At 59.9% G+C, this 18,364-nt stretch carries 18 protein-coding genes; 2 read left to right on the top strand and 16 right to left on the bottom strand.

What is annotated here, in order from left to right:
- Positions 1-22 precede the first annotated feature (22 nt).
- Positions 23-1,174: an acyl-CoA dehydrogenase family protein gene (locus tag BLW70_RS14695; RefSeq protein WP_074875080.1), complete on the top strand. Its 1,152-nt coding sequence runs from the start codon at positions 23-25 to the stop codon at positions 1,172-1,174.
- Positions 1,175-1,288: 114 nt separating this feature from the next.
- Here BLW70_RS14695 and BLW70_RS14700 read toward each other — a convergent pair whose 3' ends face one another.
- From BLW70_RS14700 to ccoG, 8 genes are all read right to left on the bottom strand, one after another.
- A complete protein-coding gene (locus tag BLW70_RS14700; RefSeq protein WP_074875082.1) occupies positions 1,289-1,837 on the bottom strand; it encodes an adenine phosphoribosyltransferase in 549 nt (182 codons plus the stop codon).
- A gap of 79 nt (positions 1,838-1,916) precedes the next feature.
- Entirely contained in the window at positions 1,917-2,651 is a 735-nt protein-coding gene (gene fnr, locus BLW70_RS14705) for a fumarate/nitrate reduction transcriptional regulator Fnr (RefSeq protein ID WP_008146816.1), read from the bottom strand.
- Positions 2,652-2,782: 131 nt separating this feature from the next.
- A complete protein-coding gene (hemN, locus tag BLW70_RS14710) occupies positions 2,783-4,165 on the bottom strand; it encodes an oxygen-independent coproporphyrinogen III oxidase (protein ID WP_074880565.1) in 1,383 nt (460 codons plus the stop codon).
- A 192-nt stretch (positions 4,166-4,357) separates the two neighbouring features.
- Positions 4,358-5,041, bottom strand: a complete 684-nt coding sequence (locus BLW70_RS14715) for a sulfite exporter TauE/SafE family protein (RefSeq protein ID WP_008146819.1) — start codon at positions 5,039-5,041, stop codon at positions 4,358-4,360.
- The gene (ccoS, locus tag BLW70_RS14720; protein WP_074875084.1) at positions 5,034-5,252 is read right to left on the bottom strand and encodes a cbb3-type cytochrome oxidase assembly protein CcoS; all 219 of its coding nucleotides are present in this window, start codon (positions 5,250-5,252) and stop codon (positions 5,034-5,036) included. Before ccoS ends, BLW70_RS14715 begins: the two co-directional genes overlap by 8 nt.
- A gap of 22 nt (positions 5,253-5,274) precedes the next feature.
- On the bottom strand, positions 5,275-7,725 hold the full coding sequence (locus tag BLW70_RS14725) for a heavy metal translocating P-type ATPase (protein ID WP_074875086.1): 2,451 nt from the start codon (positions 7,723-7,725) through the stop codon (positions 5,275-5,277).
- A gap of 135 nt (positions 7,726-7,860) precedes the next feature.
- On the bottom strand, positions 7,861-8,400 hold the full coding sequence (locus tag BLW70_RS14730; protein ID WP_008146825.1) for a FixH family protein: 540 nt from the start codon (positions 8,398-8,400) through the stop codon (positions 7,861-7,863).
- A gap of 11 nt (positions 8,401-8,411) precedes the next feature.
- Positions 8,412-9,824 carry a cytochrome c oxidase accessory protein CcoG gene (ccoG, locus tag BLW70_RS14735; protein WP_074875089.1) on the bottom strand — a complete coding sequence of 471 codons (1,413 nt, stop codon included), beginning with the start codon at positions 9,822-9,824 and terminating at the stop codon, positions 8,412-8,414.
- A 470-nt stretch (positions 9,825-10,294) separates the two neighbouring features.
- Here ccoG and BLW70_RS14740 point away from each other — a divergent pair, with 470 nt between their 5' ends.
- Positions 10,295-11,305: a metallophosphoesterase family protein gene (locus tag BLW70_RS14740; protein WP_074875091.1), complete on the top strand. Its 1,011-nt coding sequence runs from the start codon at positions 10,295-10,297 to the stop codon at positions 11,303-11,305.
- A gap of 70 nt (positions 11,306-11,375) precedes the next feature.
- Here the strand turns inward: BLW70_RS14740 and ccoP (BLW70_RS14745) are convergent, their stop codons facing one another.
- The 8 genes from ccoP (BLW70_RS14745) to ccoN (BLW70_RS14780) all read right to left on the bottom strand — a co-directional run bounded on the left by ccoP (BLW70_RS14745) (position 11,376) and on the right by ccoN (BLW70_RS14780) (position 18,296).
- Positions 11,376-12,359, bottom strand: a complete 984-nt coding sequence (gene ccoP / locus BLW70_RS14745; RefSeq protein ID WP_074875093.1) for a cytochrome-c oxidase, cbb3-type subunit III — start codon at positions 12,357-12,359, stop codon at positions 11,376-11,378.
- Entirely contained in the window at positions 12,356-12,541 is a 186-nt protein-coding gene (locus BLW70_RS14750; RefSeq protein WP_003175465.1) for a CcoQ/FixQ family Cbb3-type cytochrome c oxidase assembly chaperone, read from the bottom strand. Before BLW70_RS14750 ends, ccoP (BLW70_RS14745) begins: the two co-directional genes overlap by 4 nt.
- A 5-nt stretch (positions 12,542-12,546) precedes the next feature.
- On the bottom strand, positions 12,547-13,155 hold the full coding sequence (ccoO, locus tag BLW70_RS14755; RefSeq protein ID WP_017337535.1) for a cytochrome-c oxidase, cbb3-type subunit II: 609 nt from the start codon (positions 13,153-13,155) through the stop codon (positions 12,547-12,549).
- The gene (gene ccoN, locus BLW70_RS14760) at positions 13,155-14,597 is read right to left on the bottom strand and encodes a cytochrome-c oxidase, cbb3-type subunit I (protein WP_008157290.1); all 1,443 of its coding nucleotides are present in this window, start codon (positions 14,595-14,597) and stop codon (positions 13,155-13,157) included. Before ccoN (BLW70_RS14760) ends, ccoO (BLW70_RS14755) begins: the two co-directional genes overlap by 1 nt.
- Positions 14,598-15,080: 483 nt before the next feature.
- On the bottom strand, positions 15,081-16,034 hold the full coding sequence (ccoP, locus tag BLW70_RS14765) for a cytochrome-c oxidase, cbb3-type subunit III (RefSeq protein ID WP_074875094.1): 954 nt from the start codon (positions 16,032-16,034) through the stop codon (positions 15,081-15,083).
- Entirely contained in the window at positions 16,031-16,243 is a 213-nt protein-coding gene (locus BLW70_RS14770) for a cbb3-type cytochrome oxidase subunit 3 (RefSeq protein WP_371916913.1), read from the bottom strand. The genes ccoP (BLW70_RS14765) and BLW70_RS14770 overlap by 4 nt, the downstream gene beginning before the upstream one ends.
- A 9-nt stretch (positions 16,244-16,252) precedes the next feature.
- On the bottom strand, positions 16,253-16,861 hold the full coding sequence (ccoO, locus tag BLW70_RS14775; RefSeq protein WP_074875099.1) for a cytochrome-c oxidase, cbb3-type subunit II: 609 nt from the start codon (positions 16,859-16,861) through the stop codon (positions 16,253-16,255).
- A gap of 10 nt (positions 16,862-16,871) precedes the next feature.
- The gene (gene ccoN, locus BLW70_RS14780) at positions 16,872-18,296 is read right to left on the bottom strand and encodes a cytochrome-c oxidase, cbb3-type subunit I (protein ID WP_074875101.1); all 1,425 of its coding nucleotides are present in this window, start codon (positions 18,294-18,296) and stop codon (positions 16,872-16,874) included.
- Positions 18,297-18,364 lie beyond the last annotated feature (68 nt).

Consider the following 18,364-nt stretch of genomic DNA (forward strand, 5'->3'; position numbering starts at 1 on the left):
GAACCTTCAGTGGAGCTCGCCGATGCCTGCCTTTCAGGAATACTTCGACCCCAGCCATCAATTGGTCCGCGACAGCGTCAGACGCTTCGTCGAGCGCGAGATCTTGCCGGGCATCGACCAGTGGGAAGAAGCCGAAAGCTTTCCCCGCGAGCTCTACCTCAAGGCCGGCGCGGCGGGGATTCTGGGGATCGGTTACCCCGAAGCCCTGGGTGGCAGCCATGAAGGTGATCTGTTCGCCAAGGTCGCCGCCAGCGAAGAGCTGATGCGTTGTGGCTCCGGCGGCTTGGTGGCGGGGCTCGGCTCGCTGGACATCGGCCTCCCGCCGATCCTCAAGTGGGCCAGGCCCGAAGTCCGCGATCGCGTTGTGCCTCAGGTGCTCGCCGGCGAGAAGATCAGCGCCCTGGCCGTGACCGAGCCCAGTGGTGGCTCCGACGTCGCCAACCTGCAAACCCGCGCCATGCGTGACGGCGACTTTTACCGGGTCAGCGGCAGCAAAACCTTTATCACCAGCGGCGTCCGCGCGGATTTCTACACCGTCGCGGTGCGCACCGGTGCGCCGGGTTTCGCTGGCATCAGCCTGCTGTTGATCGAGAAGGGCACCCCCGGTTTTACCGTCGGCCGTCAGTTGAAGAAAATGGGTTGGTGGGCGTCGGACACTGCCGAACTGTTCTTCGACGATTGCCGGGTGCCGGCAGGAAATCTGATCGGCGCTGAGAACATGGGCTTCGCCTGCATCATGGGCAACTTCCAGAGTGAACGCCTGGCGCTGGCGCTAATGGCCAACATGACTGCGCAACTGGCTCTGGAAGAAAGCCTGAAATGGGCTCGCCAGCGTGAAGCCTTCGGCAAACCCATCGGCAAGTTTCAGGTGCTCAAGCATCGTCTCGCCGAAATGGCCACGGCGCTGGAGGTGTCACGGGAATTCACCTACCGCCAGGCAGCGAAAATGGCGGCGGGGCAGAGTGTGATCAAGGAGATTTCCATGGCCAAGAATTTTGCCACCGACACGGCTGATCGGATTACCACGGATGCTGTGCAGATTTTGGGTGGCCTCGGGTACATGCGCGAGAGCCTGGTGGAGCGGCTGTACCGCGATAACCGGATTTTGTCGATCGGCGGCGGGACGCGGGAAGTGATGAACGAGATCATCAGCAAGCAGATGGGGCCGAGCTGATCGTTCCCACGCTCTGCGTGGGAATGCCTCAATGGACGCTCTGCGTCCGCTGTGGGACGCGGAGCGTCCCGGGCTGCATTCCCACGCGGAGCGTGGGAACGATCTATCAGGGGGTTACTTATCGCTCAACGCAAACTGCGTCAGGCAAAACGTCGGAATCCCCATGTCTTCCAGGCGCTGCGACCCGCCCAGCTCCGGCAAATCAATGATCGCCGCCGCTTCATGAACCCGCGCTCCCATGCGTCGAATCAGGTTCGCCGCTGCAATCAGTGTCCCGCCCGTGGCGATCAGGTCATCGAACATCACCACCGAATCGCCCTCGCACAGGCTGTCGGCGTGGACTTCGAGGAAGGCTTCGCCGTATTCGGTCGCATAACCCTCGGCCAGTACGTCGGCCGGCAACTTGCCTTGCTTGCGGAACAGGACCAGCGGCTTGTTCAGCTGATAGGCCAGGATCGAACCGATCAGAAAACCACGGGCGTCCATCGCGCCGATGTGGGTGAAGTCGGCCTCGACATAACGATGGGCGAAACTGTCCATCACCAGGCGCAGGGCCGTGGGCGACTGGAACAGCGGGGTAATGTCGCGAAAGATCACGCCCGGCTTGGGAAAGTCGATCACAGGGCGGATGAGGGATTTGATGTCGAAGGAGTCGAAGACCATCGTCGAGGTGTCCTGGCAGGCTGCAAACGACGCAGTATAACGGCGGCTGAACCGTTTCGCTCAGCCGCCGTCGCCGAGATCAGCCGTCCAGCGAGCCGCCGGCCAGGGCGCAGAGCTGGATCGGGTCGAGGATGTGGATTTCCTTGCCTTCAGCCGCAATCAGTTCGTTTTGCTGGAAGCGCGTGAACACCCGGGACACGGTTTCCACCGCCAGGCCCAGGTAATTGCCGATTTCGTTGCGCGACATGCTCAGGCGGAACTGGTTGGCCGAGAAACCCCGGGCGCGGAAACGGGCCGACAGGTTGACCAGGAATGTGGCGATACGCTCGTCGGCAGTTTTTTTCGACAGCAGCAACATCATTTGCTGATCGTCGCGAATCTCGCGACTCATCACACGCATCAACTGACGGCGCAGTTGCGGCAGTTGCAGCGCCAGTTCGTCGAGGCGTTCGAAAGGGATTTCACACACCGAAGTGGTTTCCATGGCTTGCGCCGAGACTGGGTGTTTTTCGGTGTCCATGCCCGACAGGCCGACCAGTTCGCTGGGCAGGTGGAAACCGGTGAGTTGTTCTTCACCACCATCGCTCAGGCTGAAGGTCTTCAAGGCGCCAGAACGTACTGCATAAACAGAATCGAAGGTGTCGCCCTGGCGGAACAGGAATTCGCCCTTTTTCAGCGGGCGGCCACGTTTAACGATTTCGTCCAGCGCTTCCATGTCTTCCAGATTCAAGGAAAGTGGCAAACAGAGAGGGGCCAGGCTGCAATCCTTGCAATGGGCCTGACTATGAGCGCGCAGCTTTACTGGCTCGGACATTTCTTCAATCCTTGTGGGAAAAAACACACATAAGCCGTAAGGGTAACTCACGGGAGGACATTCAGGCACGCGGCGATTTTGTCGCAGGGTCGTAAAGTCAGCGTTTTATGGACCGGCCAGTGAGGTGACGGCTAGATCACCCGCGAAAACCGCTGGCGATTGTGCTGTTCCAGGTACGCGTCGAACACCATGCATACCGAGCGCACCAGCAATCGTCCGGCGGGCAATACGTTGATCCGTTCGTTATCCAGTTCGATCAGGCCGTCTGCAGCCATTGCCTGCAACTGGGGCCAGAGTTCGCCGAAGTAACCCTGAAAGTCGATGTTGAAGGCGTGTTCGATCTCGGCGAACTCCAGGCTGAAACTGCAGATCAGTTGCTGGATGACAGCACGTCGCAGGCGGTCATCGGCGTTGCACAGCAAGCCACGGTTGGTGGCCAGTTGCGCGCTGGCCAGCGTGTTCTGGTACTGATTCAGGTCGCTGCTGTTCTGGCAATACAGGTCGCCGATCTGGCTGATGGCCGATACGCCCAGGCCAATCAGGTCGCAATGACCGTGGGTGGTGTAGCCCTGGAAGTTGCGTTGCAGGGTCGACTCTTCCTGAGCAATCGCCAGTTCATCGTCAGGCAGCGCGAAGTGGTCCATGCCGATGTAGCGATAACCGGCCTTGGTCAGCTGCTCGATGGTGCCCTGGAGCATTTCCAGTTTTTGCGCGGGTGTCGGCAGTTCGTCGCTGTTGATTCGCCGTTGCGGCATGAAGCGCTCCGGCAGGTGCGCGTAGTTGAATACCGAGAGACGGTCCGGTTGCAGGTTGATCACCTCATCAACCGTGCGGGCAAAATTCTCGGGTGTCTGCCTTGGCAAGCCGTAGATCAGGTCAATGTTGATCGAGCGAAACTGCAGCGTGCGGGCAGCGTCGATCACCGCCCGGGTTTCCTCCAGGCTTTGCAGGCGATTGACGGCTCGTTGCACTGCCGGGTCGAGGTCTTGCACGCCGATACTGACCCGGTTGAAACCCAGTTCACGAAGCAGGCCCATGGTCGACCAGTCGGCTTCGCGGGGGTCGATTTCGATGCCGTAGTCGCCGGAATCGTCGTCCAGCAAGTTGAAGTTCTTGCGTAACTGGGCCATCAACTGGCGCAGTTCATCGTGACTGAGAAAAGTCGGAGTGCCGCCGCCAAAGTGCAGTTGCTCGACTTTCTGTGCAGGATCGAGGTGGCAGGCGATCAGCTGGATTTCCTGCTCAAGGCGCTGCAAATAGGGCTGGGCCCGGCCGCGGTCCTTGGTGATGACTTTATTGCAGGCGCAGTAGTAGCAAATGTTCGCGCAGAACGGCACGTGCACATACAGCGATAACGGGCGCAGGGCTTTACGGCTGTCGCGCAGGGCGTGGAACAGGTCGAACGTGCCGACCTGGCCGTCGAATTGCACCGCGGTCGGGTAGGAGGTGTAGCGCGGTCCCGCCAGGTCGTAACGGCGGATCAAATCGGTATCCCAACGAATGGCGTCGAGCATCATGCGGGCATTCCCCCGGATAGGCTGGCAATGTCGGCGAGTCTAGGGGGCGCGGCGGTGGGGCATCTTGATTTGCATCAACGGTCAGGATTTGTGTTGTTGGTGCCGGCCTCATCGCGAGCAGGCTCGCTCCCACAGGGGAATGCATTTCAATGTGGGAGCGAGCCTGCTCGCGATGGGGGCGCCGCCGACCTAGTGGCCCATGAGCCAATGCTGATGCGGCCCCGGCAACGTCCAGATGCCGAACAGGATCACCAGTAATCCGCCCGTCATCCGCACGCTACGTTTGCGCAACAGCGCCGTGACCCGCTCAGCCGCCAGCCCCGTGGCGAGCAGCACCGGCCAGGTGCCGAGCCCGAACGCGAGCATCAACAGCGCACTGTCCAGTGCATTGCCCTGACTCGCCGACCACAGGAGGGTGCTGTAAACCAACCCGCACGGCAGCCAGCCCCAGAGCGCGCCCAGCAGCAACGCGCGGGGGACGTTCGACACCGGCAGCAGTTTGTTGGCAACGGGCTGGATGTGCCGCCACAAGCCGCGACCGAGGCTTTCGATGCGAGTCAGGCCGCTCCACCAACCGGCGAGGTACAGGCCCATGGCGACCAACAGCAATCCGGCGATGACGCGCATGAACATCGCCGCCGGGCTGTTGGCCACCGCCCAGCCGGCCAGACCGATCAGCAGGCCGGCCGTCGCGTAGCTCAGAATTCGCCCCAGGTTGTAGGCCAGCAGCAGTCGAAAACGCCGGCTGCGTTGCTCCTTGGGAATCGCCAGGGTCAACGCGCCCATCAAGCCGCCGCACATGCCCAGGCAATGCCCGCCGCCGAGCAGGCCGAGGATCACCGCAGACACCAGCAGCGGCGCCAATTCAAGCATGAGGCGGCGCCTTGTCTTCCGGTTTGGCTGGCTGACCGCTGGCTTCGTCCACCGCGGCTTTGTGGTTCGGGTCCTGGTCGTCGAACAGAATGCTGTGGGCCGGGCCATCGAGGTCGTCGTACTGACCGCTGTCGACTGCCCAGAAGAAGATGTAAATGGCGATGGCCACGATCAGCAGCGCGGCCGGGATCATCACGTAGAGAGCTGGCATCTTGACTCCATGCCCGCGCGGCTCAGGCCGGTAGCGGACGGGTTTCTGGCGTGGCGCTGAGCGCAGGCGTGTTGGGCATGCGTGTCAGGCGCAGGGCGTTCAGCACCACGGTCAACGAACTGATGGACATGCCGACCGCGGCCCATACCGGGGTGATCCAGCCGAGGGCGGCGAACGGCAACATGAGGCCATTGTACAGCCCGGCCCACAGCAGGTTCTCGATGATTACCCGGCGGGTGCGTCGAGCCAGGCTGAAGGCTTGGACCAAGGCGTCGAGGCGGTTCGACAGCAGTACGGCATCGGCACTGGTTTTCGCCAGATCGGTAGCCGAACCCATGGCCACGCTGATGTCGGCGGCGGCCAGCACGGGCACGTCGTTGACGCCGTCACCGAGCATCAACACCTTGCGACCTTCCTTGTGCAACTGTTGCAGGACCTGCAATTTATCGTCCGGACGCAAGCCGCCTCGGGCTTCATCGATGCCCAGTTCCGCAGCGACACTGGCGACCATCGGCGAGCTGTCACCGGACAGCAGCAATGTGCGCCAGCCGCGAGCCTTGCAGGCGGCGAGCAGCGCGGGAGCGTCGGCGCGCAGGCGATCGTCGAGAACAAACCATGCCAGCGGTCCCTGGCTGTCGCCGAGCAGTAGCCATTGGCCGGCTTCATCTGGCATCGAAGGCACGGCCGCGCCACTGAGTTCACAGACAAAACCCGGTTGACCGATGCGCAGGCGTTGCTCACCGACCAACCCTTCTAGGCCTAGCCCCGGCGTGCTGTGGACTTCTTCGGCGGCCAGCGGCGCCCGGCCAAACGCGCGGGCGATCGGGTGTTCGGAGCGGTTTTCCAGGGCGGCGGCGAGGCTCAGGCATTGATCGCTGTTGAGCGCGCCGAGCGGGCGAATCGAGCGCAAGGCCAGGCGACCTTCCGTCAGCGTGCCGGTCTTGTCGAAAATCACCGTGTCGATCTGATTGAGGCCTTCCAGCACGTGGCCGCGAGTCAGCAGCAAGCCGAGTTTGTGCAGCGTGCCGGTGGCGGCGGTGAGGGCGGTCGGTGTGGCCAGGGACAAGGCGCACGGGCAGGTCGCAACGAGCATCGCCAACACAATCCAGAAGGCTCGTGCCGAATCCAGTTCCCACCAGATCAGGCCGATGACGGCCGCGGCAATCAGCGACAGCAGCAAAAACCATTGCGCGGCGCGGTCGGCAATTTCCGCCAGTCGCGGCTTCTCGGCCTGGGCGCGGTCCAGCAGGCGGACGATGGCGGACAGTCGGGTATCTTGACCCAGCGCCAGGACTTCCACGGTCAGCGCGCCTTCGACGTTCAGGGTGCCGGCAGTAACCGCATCGCCTGGTATGCGCGGTTGCGGCAGGTATTCGCCAGTGAGCAGGGATTCGTCGATGCTCGATTGGCCGTCGAGGATCTTGCCGTCAGCCGGGAGGATCGCGCCGGGATGCACCAGCACCTGATCGCCCACGCGCAGTTCGCTGAGCAGGATCCGCTCACTTTGGCCGTCGGCACTCAGGCGCAGGCACGAGGCAGGTAACAGGTTGACCAGTTGTGCGGTGGCGGCGGCGGTGCGTTCGCGGGCACGACGTTCGAGATAACGTCCGGCCAGCAGGAATAGTGCAAACATGCCGACCGCGTCGAAGTACAGCTCACCGACGCCGGTGATCGAGGTCCAGATCCCGGCGATGTAGGCACTGCCAATAGCCAGCGACACCGAGACGTCCATGGTCAGGTGGCGGGTGCGCAAGTCGCGCATGGCGCCTTTGAAGAAGGGCGCGCAGCTGTAGAACACGATCGGGGTGGTGAGAAACAGCGCGACCCAACGCAGGATGGTGTGCAGTTCGGGGCTGAGGTCGATGTTGAATTCCGGCCAGGTGGCCATGGTCGCCATCATCGCCTGGAACCACAGTAGCCCGGCGACACCGAGCTGGCGCAGGGCCAGACGGTTTTCGCTGGCCAGTTGTTCGCTGGCGCGGTCGGCTTGATACGGGTGCGCGGCGTAACCGATGTGGCGCAATTCGCTGAGTACCTGGCTCAGCGGCAGTTGCGCATCGGCCCAGCGCACATGCAGGCGATGGTTTGACAGGTTGAGGCGCGCTTCGGCCACTGCGGGCAGGCTGCGCAGGTGTTTCTCGATCAGCCAGCCGCACGCGGCGCAACTGATGCCTTCCATCAGCAGGGTGGTTTCGGCCAGTTCGCCTTCGTGGCGAACGAAAGGGGCTTGCACGTCGGCGCGGTCGTACAGCGCCAGTTCGTCCACCAACTGCACTGGCAGCGCTTCGGGGTTAGCCGATGACTCGCTGCGATGCTGGTAATAGGTTTCCAGTCCACCGGCCACAATGGCTTCGGCCACGGCCTGGCAACCCGGGCAGCAGAACTCGCGGGTTTCACCGAGGACGGCAGCGGTGAAGCGGCTGCCGGCCGGGACGGGCAGGGCGCAGTGGTAGCAGGGGAGTTGGGTGGTCATGAGGCGTTGTCCGATGATCGTTCCCACGCTCTGCGTGGGAATGCCTCCCCGGACGCTCCGCGTCCGCTTCGGCTGGGACGCGGAGCGTCCCTGGCTGCGTTCCCACGCAGAGCGTGGGAACGATCAGTGTAAGGCTTACTTCTTCAGGTCTTCCGCGCCTTGCAGCGGTTCATCACCCAGCAGCAGGTCCTTGTCATGGCTGACCTGTTCTTCTTCGAACATGCGCCAGGTCTTGTCATCCTGTACGCCCAGCAGCTCTACGAAACGGCGTCCGTCGACCTTGTCGTTCAACTGGCCAATGTAGCGGCCCTGTTCGGTTTCGCTGCGTGCCAGGGTGATCTTGCGATCTTTCTCCGGCTGGGTTGGCGAAATCAGGTTCAGTTCCAGGGTTTTCGGTTGGCTGTTGCCGCTCAGGCGCAGGTCGACTTCGCCGGTCACGTCGTCCAGATGAACGCTGGCACGCAGCAGCAGGGTCTGCGCCAGCAACTCACGGTCGAGGGAGCGGTTGATGCCTTTGCCGGCCTCGTAATAGTTATCGTTGACCAGGTTGTCCGGGTTGTTCACCGCGATCGTCACCATGGACAAGGTCAGGGTCACGGAACACGCCAGGATGGCGATGATGATCCACGGCCAAAGGTGCTTGTACCAGGGGCTTGCGGCAGTTGCTGTGGGCATGATCACTTCTCTCAACGAACTTGTGGGCCGATGAACCGGCTCTTGGCTTCAATGTGGACGCTGTCGTCATCGGCATCCTTGAGGATGAATTTCACCTCGTTGGTGCTCGATGGCAGTTTCTCCGGTGCGCTGGACAGTTCGACCGGCTGGCTGAAAATCTCCCCGGCGGCGACCTTGATCTCGCGCTTGCCTTGCAGCTTGAGGTCCGGCAGGCCAGTGGCTTCGAGCACGTAGGTGTGGTCGCGCTGGTCCTTGTTCATGATCTTCAGGCTGTAAACGTTTTCGATCCGGCCTTCGGCGTTCTCGCGGTACAGCACGCGGTCCTTGCTGACGTCGAAACCGACCAGCGAACGCATGAAGAACGCGGTCATCAGCAATCCCATCATTGCCAGCAGCACCATGGCATAGCCGATCAGTCGCGGGCGCAGTTTATTGGTTTTTTGCCCGGACAGGTTGTGCTCGGTGGTGTAGCTGATCAGACCGCGCGGGTAATCCATCTTGTCCATGATGCTGTCACAGGCATCGATGCAGGCCGCACAACCGATGCACTCGATTTGCAGGCCGTCGCGGATGTCGATCCCGGTCGGGCAGACCTGGACGCACATGGTGCAGTCGATGCAGTCGCCCAGGCCCATGGCCTTGTAGTCGGCGCCTTTCTTGCGCGGGCCGCGGCTTTCACCACGACGCGGGTCGTAGGAAACGATCAGGGTGTCTTTGTCGAACATCACGCTCTGGAAGCGCGCGTACGGGCACATGTAAATGCACACCTGCTCGCGCAACCAGCCGGCATTGCCGTAGGTGGCGAGGGTGAAGAAGCCGACCCAGAAATACGACCAGCCGTCGGCTTCGCCGGTGAAGAAGTCGATGGTCAGCTCGCGGATCGGCGAGAAGTAACCGACGAAGGTCATGCCGGTCACGAAGCCGATCAACAGCCACATCGAGTGTTTGCTGAGTTTGCGCAGGAATTTGTTGGCGCTCATCGGCGCTTTGTCGAGCTTGATGCGCTGGTTGCGGTCGCCTTCGGTGACCTTCTCGCACCACATGAAAATCCACGTCCAGACGCTCTGGGGGCAGGTATAACCGCACCAGACCCGGCCGGCGTACACGGTAATGAAGAACAGGCCGAAGGCGCTGACGATCAGGATCCCCGAAAGCAGGATGAAGTCCTGAGGCCAGAAGGTGGCGCCAAAGATGAAGAATTTGCGTTCCGGCAGGTTCCACCAGACGGCCTGATGCCCGCCCCAGTTCAGCCAGACCGTACCGAAATACAGCAGAAACAGCCCGGCACCGCCCATCATCCGCAAGTTGCGGAACAGACCGGTGAAGGCGCGGGTGTAGATTTTTTCTCGAGAGGCGTAAAGATCGACGCTGGTGTTCGCGTTCTTGGCAGGGGTGACGTCGTGTACCGGAATCTGATTGCTCATCATTGCATCCCACGGCAGTGGAAAAATGCCCCGGTCAGTACATGCCGACCGCGGTCAAAAAGAGGTGCTGCAGTGGCGCAATGATACGCCTGTAGCTCTAGTCCGGGGGTGCGACCTTTGGTCGCGTTGGGGAAAAATCACGAATGGTGTAGCAGATGTAACAAAACGTGATGCAGGTCAATTGACTTATTGAGTATAGCTGCCCGCTCAGCAGGGGTTGCGTCAGTGCGCCCGCAAGGGGCGTAACGAATCCGGTTTGCTTGCTGCATACCTTATCCGGCCTTTGCATTTATATGAGTTGTAATGCATAGGGCATATTTTTTATGTTTTTAACTTGTAAGTGTTGGGAAGTGTTGGACATATCTTCTGTTGATCTAAAAGGGCTAATCATTTGTTAATTGTCAGTGGTCGATATATTTTGCAGTTGCTGCCATTGGGTGGCTGATAAATATTAAACGAAATGGATTTCTATGAAGCTTTATAAAAAGAGTAAGTTGTTGGTGTGTTTTGCGTTGGTGATGGTTGTTCCCGTGGCCTATGGAGCCTCCTCTACAGAAACACCGCACCACCTGGTGTTTGCTTCAGACTCGCAATACCCCTGGAGTGATCTTACCGATCAAGACATCACCGACCCAAATAAGGAAGCGCGCTCAAAGGAACTAATAGAGTTGCAATACTCCGATATTTCAAGCTTCAGGAAGCTGAATGGCGGTGCGTCCCGTATACCGGTGATGATCAATGGTGACATCACTGCATTTGGTCATGGAGGCGAGCGCTCATACATAAAGTCGGTTTTCGATAACAAGCTGGAGGGCCTCTATGACTATGGTTTGGGTAATCATGACTATGCCAATAATGTGAATGAATGCTTCTGGAATAACTGTGCGGCGGGAAGTGTCAACGACCTCAAGGATCGTTACTGGGGGAAGGTCGAATCCATGGATCTGGCGGCAAGAAGTTCAGGCCTGGGAAAGATCTATTACGGCAGTCTCGCCTACTCGAAAAGTGTCGGGGATGTGCATTTCGTTCAATTGAATAACGAGCCGACCTATACCGTCAGTTTTAGCTCTGGCAATCCGCTTTTTCCCACAGACTTTGAAATCACGCCTGCGCTTGACTGGCTGGAGAACGATTTAAAAAAGGCTCGGGAGCAGGGCAAGATCATCATTCTGAATATGCACAAGGTTTACCGGTGGAACGGTAACGATGAGCAAATTTCGAGATTCAAGCAGATGATCGAGCAATACAAGGTGACGGCAGTCTTCGGTGGGCATGACCATTGGGGTGCGGGGACTTATTATTCTTGGGATCGAACCAAGCATTTTGGTGATGTGCCGGTATTCCTCAGCGGCTCCGCTTCGCAGCAAACGTATTTGATTGCTGATCTTTCCATTGAGAAGCAGTCGCTCACTGTCAGCGTCGTTCGAAACAGCAATTGGCCAAGTCGCAAAGTCGACAGGGTCATCCCGCTGCTCAAGTAAGCATGAAATGAAAACGGCCCCGTCAATTCTCATTGGCGGGGCCGTTTGGTGTTGCAGTCAGGCGTTTGCCTTACTGGGCGTCCGCCACTGGCGCTTTCTCACCGTGAGAGAGGCTGTAGACGTAAGCGGCCAGCAGGTGAACCTTGTCGTTGCCTTGCAGGTGTTCTTGCGCAGGCATCTGGCCCTGACGGCCGTAACGGATGGTCTGCTGCAGTTGCGCGAAGCTCGAACCGTAGATGAACGAGCCCGGGTGGGTCAGGTCGGGTGCGCCCATGGCTGGCGTACCTTTGCCGGCCGGACCGTGGCACGCCACGCAGTTGGCAGCGAACAGTTTCTGCCCGGCAACCGGATCGGCCTTGGTGTTTTCCGGCAGTTTGCGACCATCGAGATTGGTCAGTACGAACGCGGCAACGTTCGCAACGCCTTGTTCGCCGATCACTTCAGCCCACGCCGGCATGACCGCGTGACGACCGCCCATGATGGTGGTCTTGATGGTTTCCGCTTCGCCGCCCCAGCGCCAGTCGGCGTCGGTCAGGTTAGGGAAGCCGTAGGCGCCCTTGGCATCGGAACCGTGGCAGACCGAGCAGTTGGAGGCGAACAGGCGGCCACCCATCTTCAGGGCTTGCGGGTCCTTGGCGACTTCTTCAATCGGCATGGAAGCGAATTTGGCGAAAATCGGGCCGAACTTGGCGTCCGACTTGGCCATTTCCTTTTCCCACTCGTGAACGCCGGTCCAGCCGCTCTGGCCGTTGGCGAACGCGGTCTGCTTTTCGTTATCGAGGTAGTTGTACCCCGGCAGCAGGCCTTTCCAGTTACCCAGGCCCGGGTATAGCACCAGATAGCCGAGGGCGAAGATGATGGTGCCCACGAACAGCATGAACCACCATTTTGGCAGTGGGTTGTCGTACTCCTCGATCCCGTCGAAGGAGTGGCCAACCGTTTCTTCGGTGGCTTCGCTGCGCTGGCCCTTGCGGGTGGACAGCAGCAGCCAGGTCAGGGCGAAGATCGTGCCGAGACTGAGGACTGTGACGTACAGACTCCAGAACGTAGTCATTCTTTGTTACTCCTAGAAGCTTGCTCGACGTGCTTGATGGCTTCGGGATCATCCGCGAAAGGCAGCAAGGTCGCGTCTTCAAACTCCGACTTGCGCTTGGGGCTGAATACCCACAACGCCAGACCGATGAAGGCCACCATCACAACAACGGTGCCCAGGCCACGAATCATCCCGATATCCATCTAAATCACCGTTTGCTTTTGATGATGGTGCCCAGGCCTTGCAGATAGGCCACCAGCGCGTCCATTTCGGTTTTGCCCTTCACAGCATCCTGGGCACCGGCGATGTCTTCGTCGGTGTAAGGGACGCCGAGCGTGCGCAAGACTTCCATTTTCTTGGCGGTGTCTTTGCCGTCGAGCTTGTTTTCCACGAGGAACGGGTAGGCCGGCATTTTCGACTCAGGCACTACGTTGCGCGGGTTGTACAAATGCGCACGCTGCCAGTCATCGGAATAACGACCGCCGACACGGGCCAGGTCCGGACCGGTACGCTTGGAACCCCACAGGAACGGGTGGTCCCAGACGCTTTCACCAGCGACCGAGTAGTGGCCATAACGTTCGGTTTCAGCACGGAACGGGCGGATCATCTGCGAGTGGCAGCCGACACAACCGTTGGCGATGTAGATGTCGCGGCCTTCCAGTTCAAGGGCGGTGCGAGGCTTCATGCCTTCGACCGGCTTGTTGGTGACGTCCTGGAAAAACAGCGGAACGATCTGGGTCAAGCCGCCGATGCTGACGGCGATAACCATGAAGAAGGCCAGCAGGCCAATGTTCTTCTCGACTGCTTCATGCTTCATCAGTGAGCTCCAACTACAGCAATCTGTTCAGCAGCTTTGGCTTCAGCCGGGTTCGAGGCACGTACGGTACGCCATACGTTGTAGGCCATGAACAGCATGCCGCTGGCGAAGAACGCACCGCCCAGGGCGCGAACGATGAAACCAGGATGGCTGGCTTGCAGCGCTTCGACGAACGAATAGGTGAGGGTGCCGTCGTCGTTGATTGCACGCCACATCAGACCCTGGGTGATGCCGTTGACCCACATCGAAGCGATGTACAGCACGGTACCGATGGTTGCGAGCCAGAAGTGCGTGTTGATCAGGCCGATGCTGTGCATCTGCACACGACCGAACAGTTTCGGGATCATGTGGTAGATCGCGCCGATCGAGATCATCGCTACCCAACCCAAGGCGCCAGCGTGCACGTGGCCGATGGTCCAGTCGGTGTAGTGGGACAGCGAGTTGACGGTCTTGATGGCCATCATCGGGCCTTCGAAGGTCGACATGCCGTAGAACGCCAGCGATACCACGAGGAAGCGCAGGATCGGGTCGGTGCGCAGCTTATGCCAGGCGCCCGACAGGGTCATCATGCCGTTGATCATGCCGCCCCAGCTCGGTGCCAGCAGGATGATCGACATCGCCATGCCCAGGGACTGAGCCCAGTCCGGCAGCGCGGTGTAGTGCAGGTGGTGCGGACCGGCCCAGATGTACAGGGTGATCAACGCCCAGAAGTGCACGATCGACAGGCGATAGGAGTAGATCGGACGCTCGGCCTGCTTCGGAACGAAGTAGTACATCATCCCCAGGAAGCCCGTGGTCAGGAAGAAACCCACCGCGTTGTGGCCGTACCACCACTGGATCATCGCATCAGTCGCACCGGCGTAGGCCGAGTAGGACTTGAAGAAACTGACCGGCAGGGAGGCGTGGTTGACGATGTGCAGCATCGCCGTCACAACGATGAAGGCACCGTAGAACCAGTTACCCACATAGATGTGCTTGGTCTTGCGCTTGGTGATGGTGCCGAAGAACACCAGACCGTAGGTAACCCAGACGATGGCCAGCAGAATAGCCAGGGGCCATTCCAGTTCCGCGTATTCCTTGGTGGTGGTGTAACCCAACGGCAAGGTAACGATCGCGCCGACGATCACCGCTTGCCAACCCCAGAAGGTGAAGGCGGCGAGGCTGTCGGAAATCAGTCGCGTTTGGCAGGTTCGCTGCACGACGTAATAAGAAGTGGCAAACAGAGCACAACCACCGAAGGCGAAAATCACCAGGTTGGTGTGCAACGGGCGTAAGCGTCCAAAAGTCGTCCACGGCAGACCGAAGTTCAATTCCGGCCATACAAGCTGTGAGGCGATGAAGACACCAAGCCCCATGCCAAGGATCCCCCAGACCACCGTCATGATGGCGAACTGGCGGACTACCTTATAGTTATAAGCAGTCGGACTGATTGCTGTGCTCATTCTAAGGTTCCACGGTTTGGGTGTTTTATTAGGAGTAAAAATCGGCCGCAAGTATGGAGAAAGCGGGGGGTCATTGCAACGCGCCATGACCTGGGTCAATGCTTTCAAAAGCTGATTCTGCGGCCTTTCCATGCGCCGCGTAAGGACAAAATTGGCCAAGGGCAAAATGTCGCAGCAGACGAAATGGGTGAGGGGGTCAGGTCGGATGTAACGGGGTGTGTTCAAACCCGACGATCGGGTGACAGATGGCAATTGGCATGACAGCCGGTATCTACCAGCCTTTGCGGCCTGTCATCGAGTAGATTCGTCGAACACATCGGGTCGGGTCGACCTGGAACCGGCTCATGCCAGTCCGCATCGGGGGAAGCTTAGACCTGAATCCGGGGAACTGAAAGGAGGACCAGCGCAGGGGTGCGACACTTGGTCGCAAAGGGGCAGGGAACTGCCGCATCCGGGAGAATGCGGCAGCAGAGCAGTCGAGATTTATTCGTGTTTGCCTTCAGCCTGCAAACGTTCGGTGCTCAAACCGTGGGACAAGCTGTAAACGTAAGCCGCCAGCAGTTGCACTTTGTCGTTGCCGAGCAGTTCGTTCTGCGCCGGCATATGACCTTGGCGGCCATGACGAATGGTCTGTTGCAACTGCGCCAGGCTTGTACCGTAGATAAAGCCGGCCGGTTGCGTCAGGTTCGGCGCACCCATGGCTTCAGTGCCCTTGCCGTTTGCCCCATGACAAGCTACGCACATGGTGCTGAACGCTTGCTGTCCGGCGTGCAGATCGGCGCCATTGTCGGCAGGCAACGGCAGTCCGGCCAGGTCATGGCGCACATAAGCCGCAACGTTTTTCACCCCGGCATCACCCAGGATTTCACCCCAGGCCGGCATCGCGGCCATGCGACCACCCATGATCGTGGTTTTGATCGTTTCGGCGTTGCCGCCCCAGCGCCAGGTGGTGTCCGCCAGGTTCGGGAAGCCGAAAGCGCCCTTGGCATCCGAGCCGTGGCAAACCGCGCAATTGGAGGCAAACAGGCGACCGCCCATTTTCAACGCCAGCGGGTCCGTCGCCACTTCTTCCACGGGCATCGCCGCGAATTTGGCGAAGATCGGCCCGAACTTCGCGTCAGCCTTGTTCATCTCCTTTTCCCACTCGTTGACGCCGGTCCAACCGTTCTCGTAACCCGGCAGAATGCCTTTCCAGTTGCCCAGGCCCGGATAAAGCACCAGATAACCGACGGCAAACACCAGCGTGCCGGCGAACAGCAGGAACCACCATTGCGGCAGTGGGTTGTCGTACTCCTCGATGCCGTCGAAGCTGTGGCCCATGGTCTGGTCGACGCTGCCCTTGGTTTCGCCCTTGCGGGTGCCGATCAGCAGCCAGGTCAAGCCGATCAGGCTGCCAATGGTCAGTACGCAGATCCACGTACTCCAGAAAGTGGTCATGGCCGGGTACTCCTTGTTTCAGGTTCTTGGGTGGCGTCATCGGGCAGGGGTTCATCGGCGAACGGCAGCAAGCGCGCTTCGGCGAATTCCGGATTGCGCTTTCTGTTGAACACCCACAGCGTCAGGCCGACGAAGGCCAGGAACACCACGACCGTGCCCAGGCCGCGGATCATTCCACTGCTCATTACGCTTACGATTTCAAAGGGCATGGCCATGGCTCACCTCTTGCTCTTGATGGATGTGCCGAGCACTTGCAGGTAAGCGACCAGTGCGTCCATTTCGGTCTTGCCCTGGAGCGAGGCGACTGAACCTGTGATGTCTTCATCGGTGTACGGCACGCCGAGGGTGCGCATGGCGCGGATCTTGGTTTCGGTGTGGCTGCTATCGACCTTGTTGTCCACCAGCCACGGGTAGGCCGGCATCTTCGATTCCGGCACCACGTTGCGCGGGTTGTACAAGTGCGCGCGATGCCAGTCTTCGGAGTAGCGACCGCCGACGCGGGCCAGGTCCGGACCGGTGCGCTTGGAGCCCCAGAGGAACGGGTGATCCCAGACGCTTTCACCGGCCACCGAGTAGTGGCCATAGCGTTCCGTTTCAGCACGGAACGGGCGGATCATCTGCGAATGGCAACCAACGCAGCCTTCGCGGATGTAAATGTCGCGACCTTCCAGTTGCAGCGCGGTGTAGGGCTTCATGCCTTCCACTGGTTTATTGGTCACGTCCTGAAAGAACAGCGGGACGATCTGGGTCAGACCGCCGATGCTCACAGCCAACACCATCAGCAGCATCAGCAGGCCGACGTTTTTCTCGATTGTTTCGTGTTTCATGACGGACTCCTCAGGCGATCTGCGCGGCAGCGGCGGCTTCGGCAGGCTGCGAGGCCCGTACGGTGCGCCAGGTGTTGTAGGCCATCAGCAACATGCCGCTGAAGAAAATCGCACCGCCTACCAGACGCACGACGAAGCCTGGGTGGCTGGCCACCAGGGTTTCGACGAAGGAGTAGGTCAGCGTGCCGTCTTCGTTGACCGCGCGCCACATGAGGCCCTGGGCAATGCCGTTGACCCACATCGACGCGATGTACAGCACGGTGCCGATGGTCGCGAGCCAGAAGTGCGCGTTGATCAGGCCGATGCTGTGCATCTGCGTGCGACCGAAGATTTTCGGGATCATGTGGTACAGCGCGCCGATGGAGATCATCGCGACCCAACCGAGGGCGCCGGCGTGAACATGGCCGATGGTCCAGTCGGTGTAGTGGGAGAGGGCGTTGACCGTCTTGATCGCCATCATCGGCCCTTCGAAGGTCGACATGCCGTAGAAGGCCAGCGAGACCACGAGGAAGCGCAGGATCGGGTCGCTGCGCAACTTATGCCAGGCGCCCGAGAGCGTCATCATCCCGTTGATCATCCCGCCCCAGCTCGGCGCCAGCAGGATCAGCGACATCACCATGCCCAGCGACTGCGCCCAGTCCGGCAGCGCGGTGTAGTGCAAGTGGTGCGGACCGGCCCAGATGTACAGGGTGATCAGCGCCCAGAAGTGCACGATCGACAAGCGATAGGAGTACACCGGACGCTCAGCCTGTTTCGGCACGAAGTAGTACATCATCCCGAGGAAACCGGCGGTGAGGAAAAAGCCTACGGCGTTGTGCCCGTACCACCACTGCACCATGGCATCAGTCGCACCGGCGTACAGCGAGTAGGACTTGGTGAAACTCACCGGCAATTCCAGGTTGTTGACGATGTGCAGGATCGCCACGGTGATGATGAAGCCACCGAAGAACCAGTTACCGACATAGATGTGTTTGGTCTTGCGCTGCATGATCGTGCCAAAGAACACGACGGCATAGGCCACCCAGACAATGGTGATCAGAATGTCGATCGGCCATTCAAGCTCGGCGTATTCCTTGGAACTGGTGTAACCCAGCGGCAGGCTGATGGCCGCCAGCAGGATCACAAGCTGCCAGCCCCAGAAACAGAATGCGGCGATTTTCGGCGCGAACAGTCGGGTCTGGCAGGTGCGTTGCACCGAATAGAACGAACTGGCGAACAGGGCGCAACCGCCGAAGGCGAAGATCACTGCGTTAGTGTGCAGCGGGCGCAGACGCCCGAAGCTGGTCCACGGCAGATTGAAGTTGAGTTCAGGCCAGACCAATTGAGCCGCGAGAAAAACCCCGAGCCCCATTCCGACGATGCCCCACACCACCGTCATAATGGCGAATTGGCGGACCACCTTGTAGTTGTAGGCGGTACTGATAGAAGTGTTCATGGTTCCCCATCCACGGTTCAGCCGAAGTGAGGGCCTGCCTTTGCGAGTAAGCCGCACGGCAGACGCTC

This window comes from Pseudomonas frederiksbergensis, from assembly GCF_900105495.1.
Taxonomy (GTDB): Bacteria; Pseudomonadota; Gammaproteobacteria; order Pseudomonadales; family Pseudomonadaceae; genus Aquipseudomonas; species Aquipseudomonas frederiksbergensis.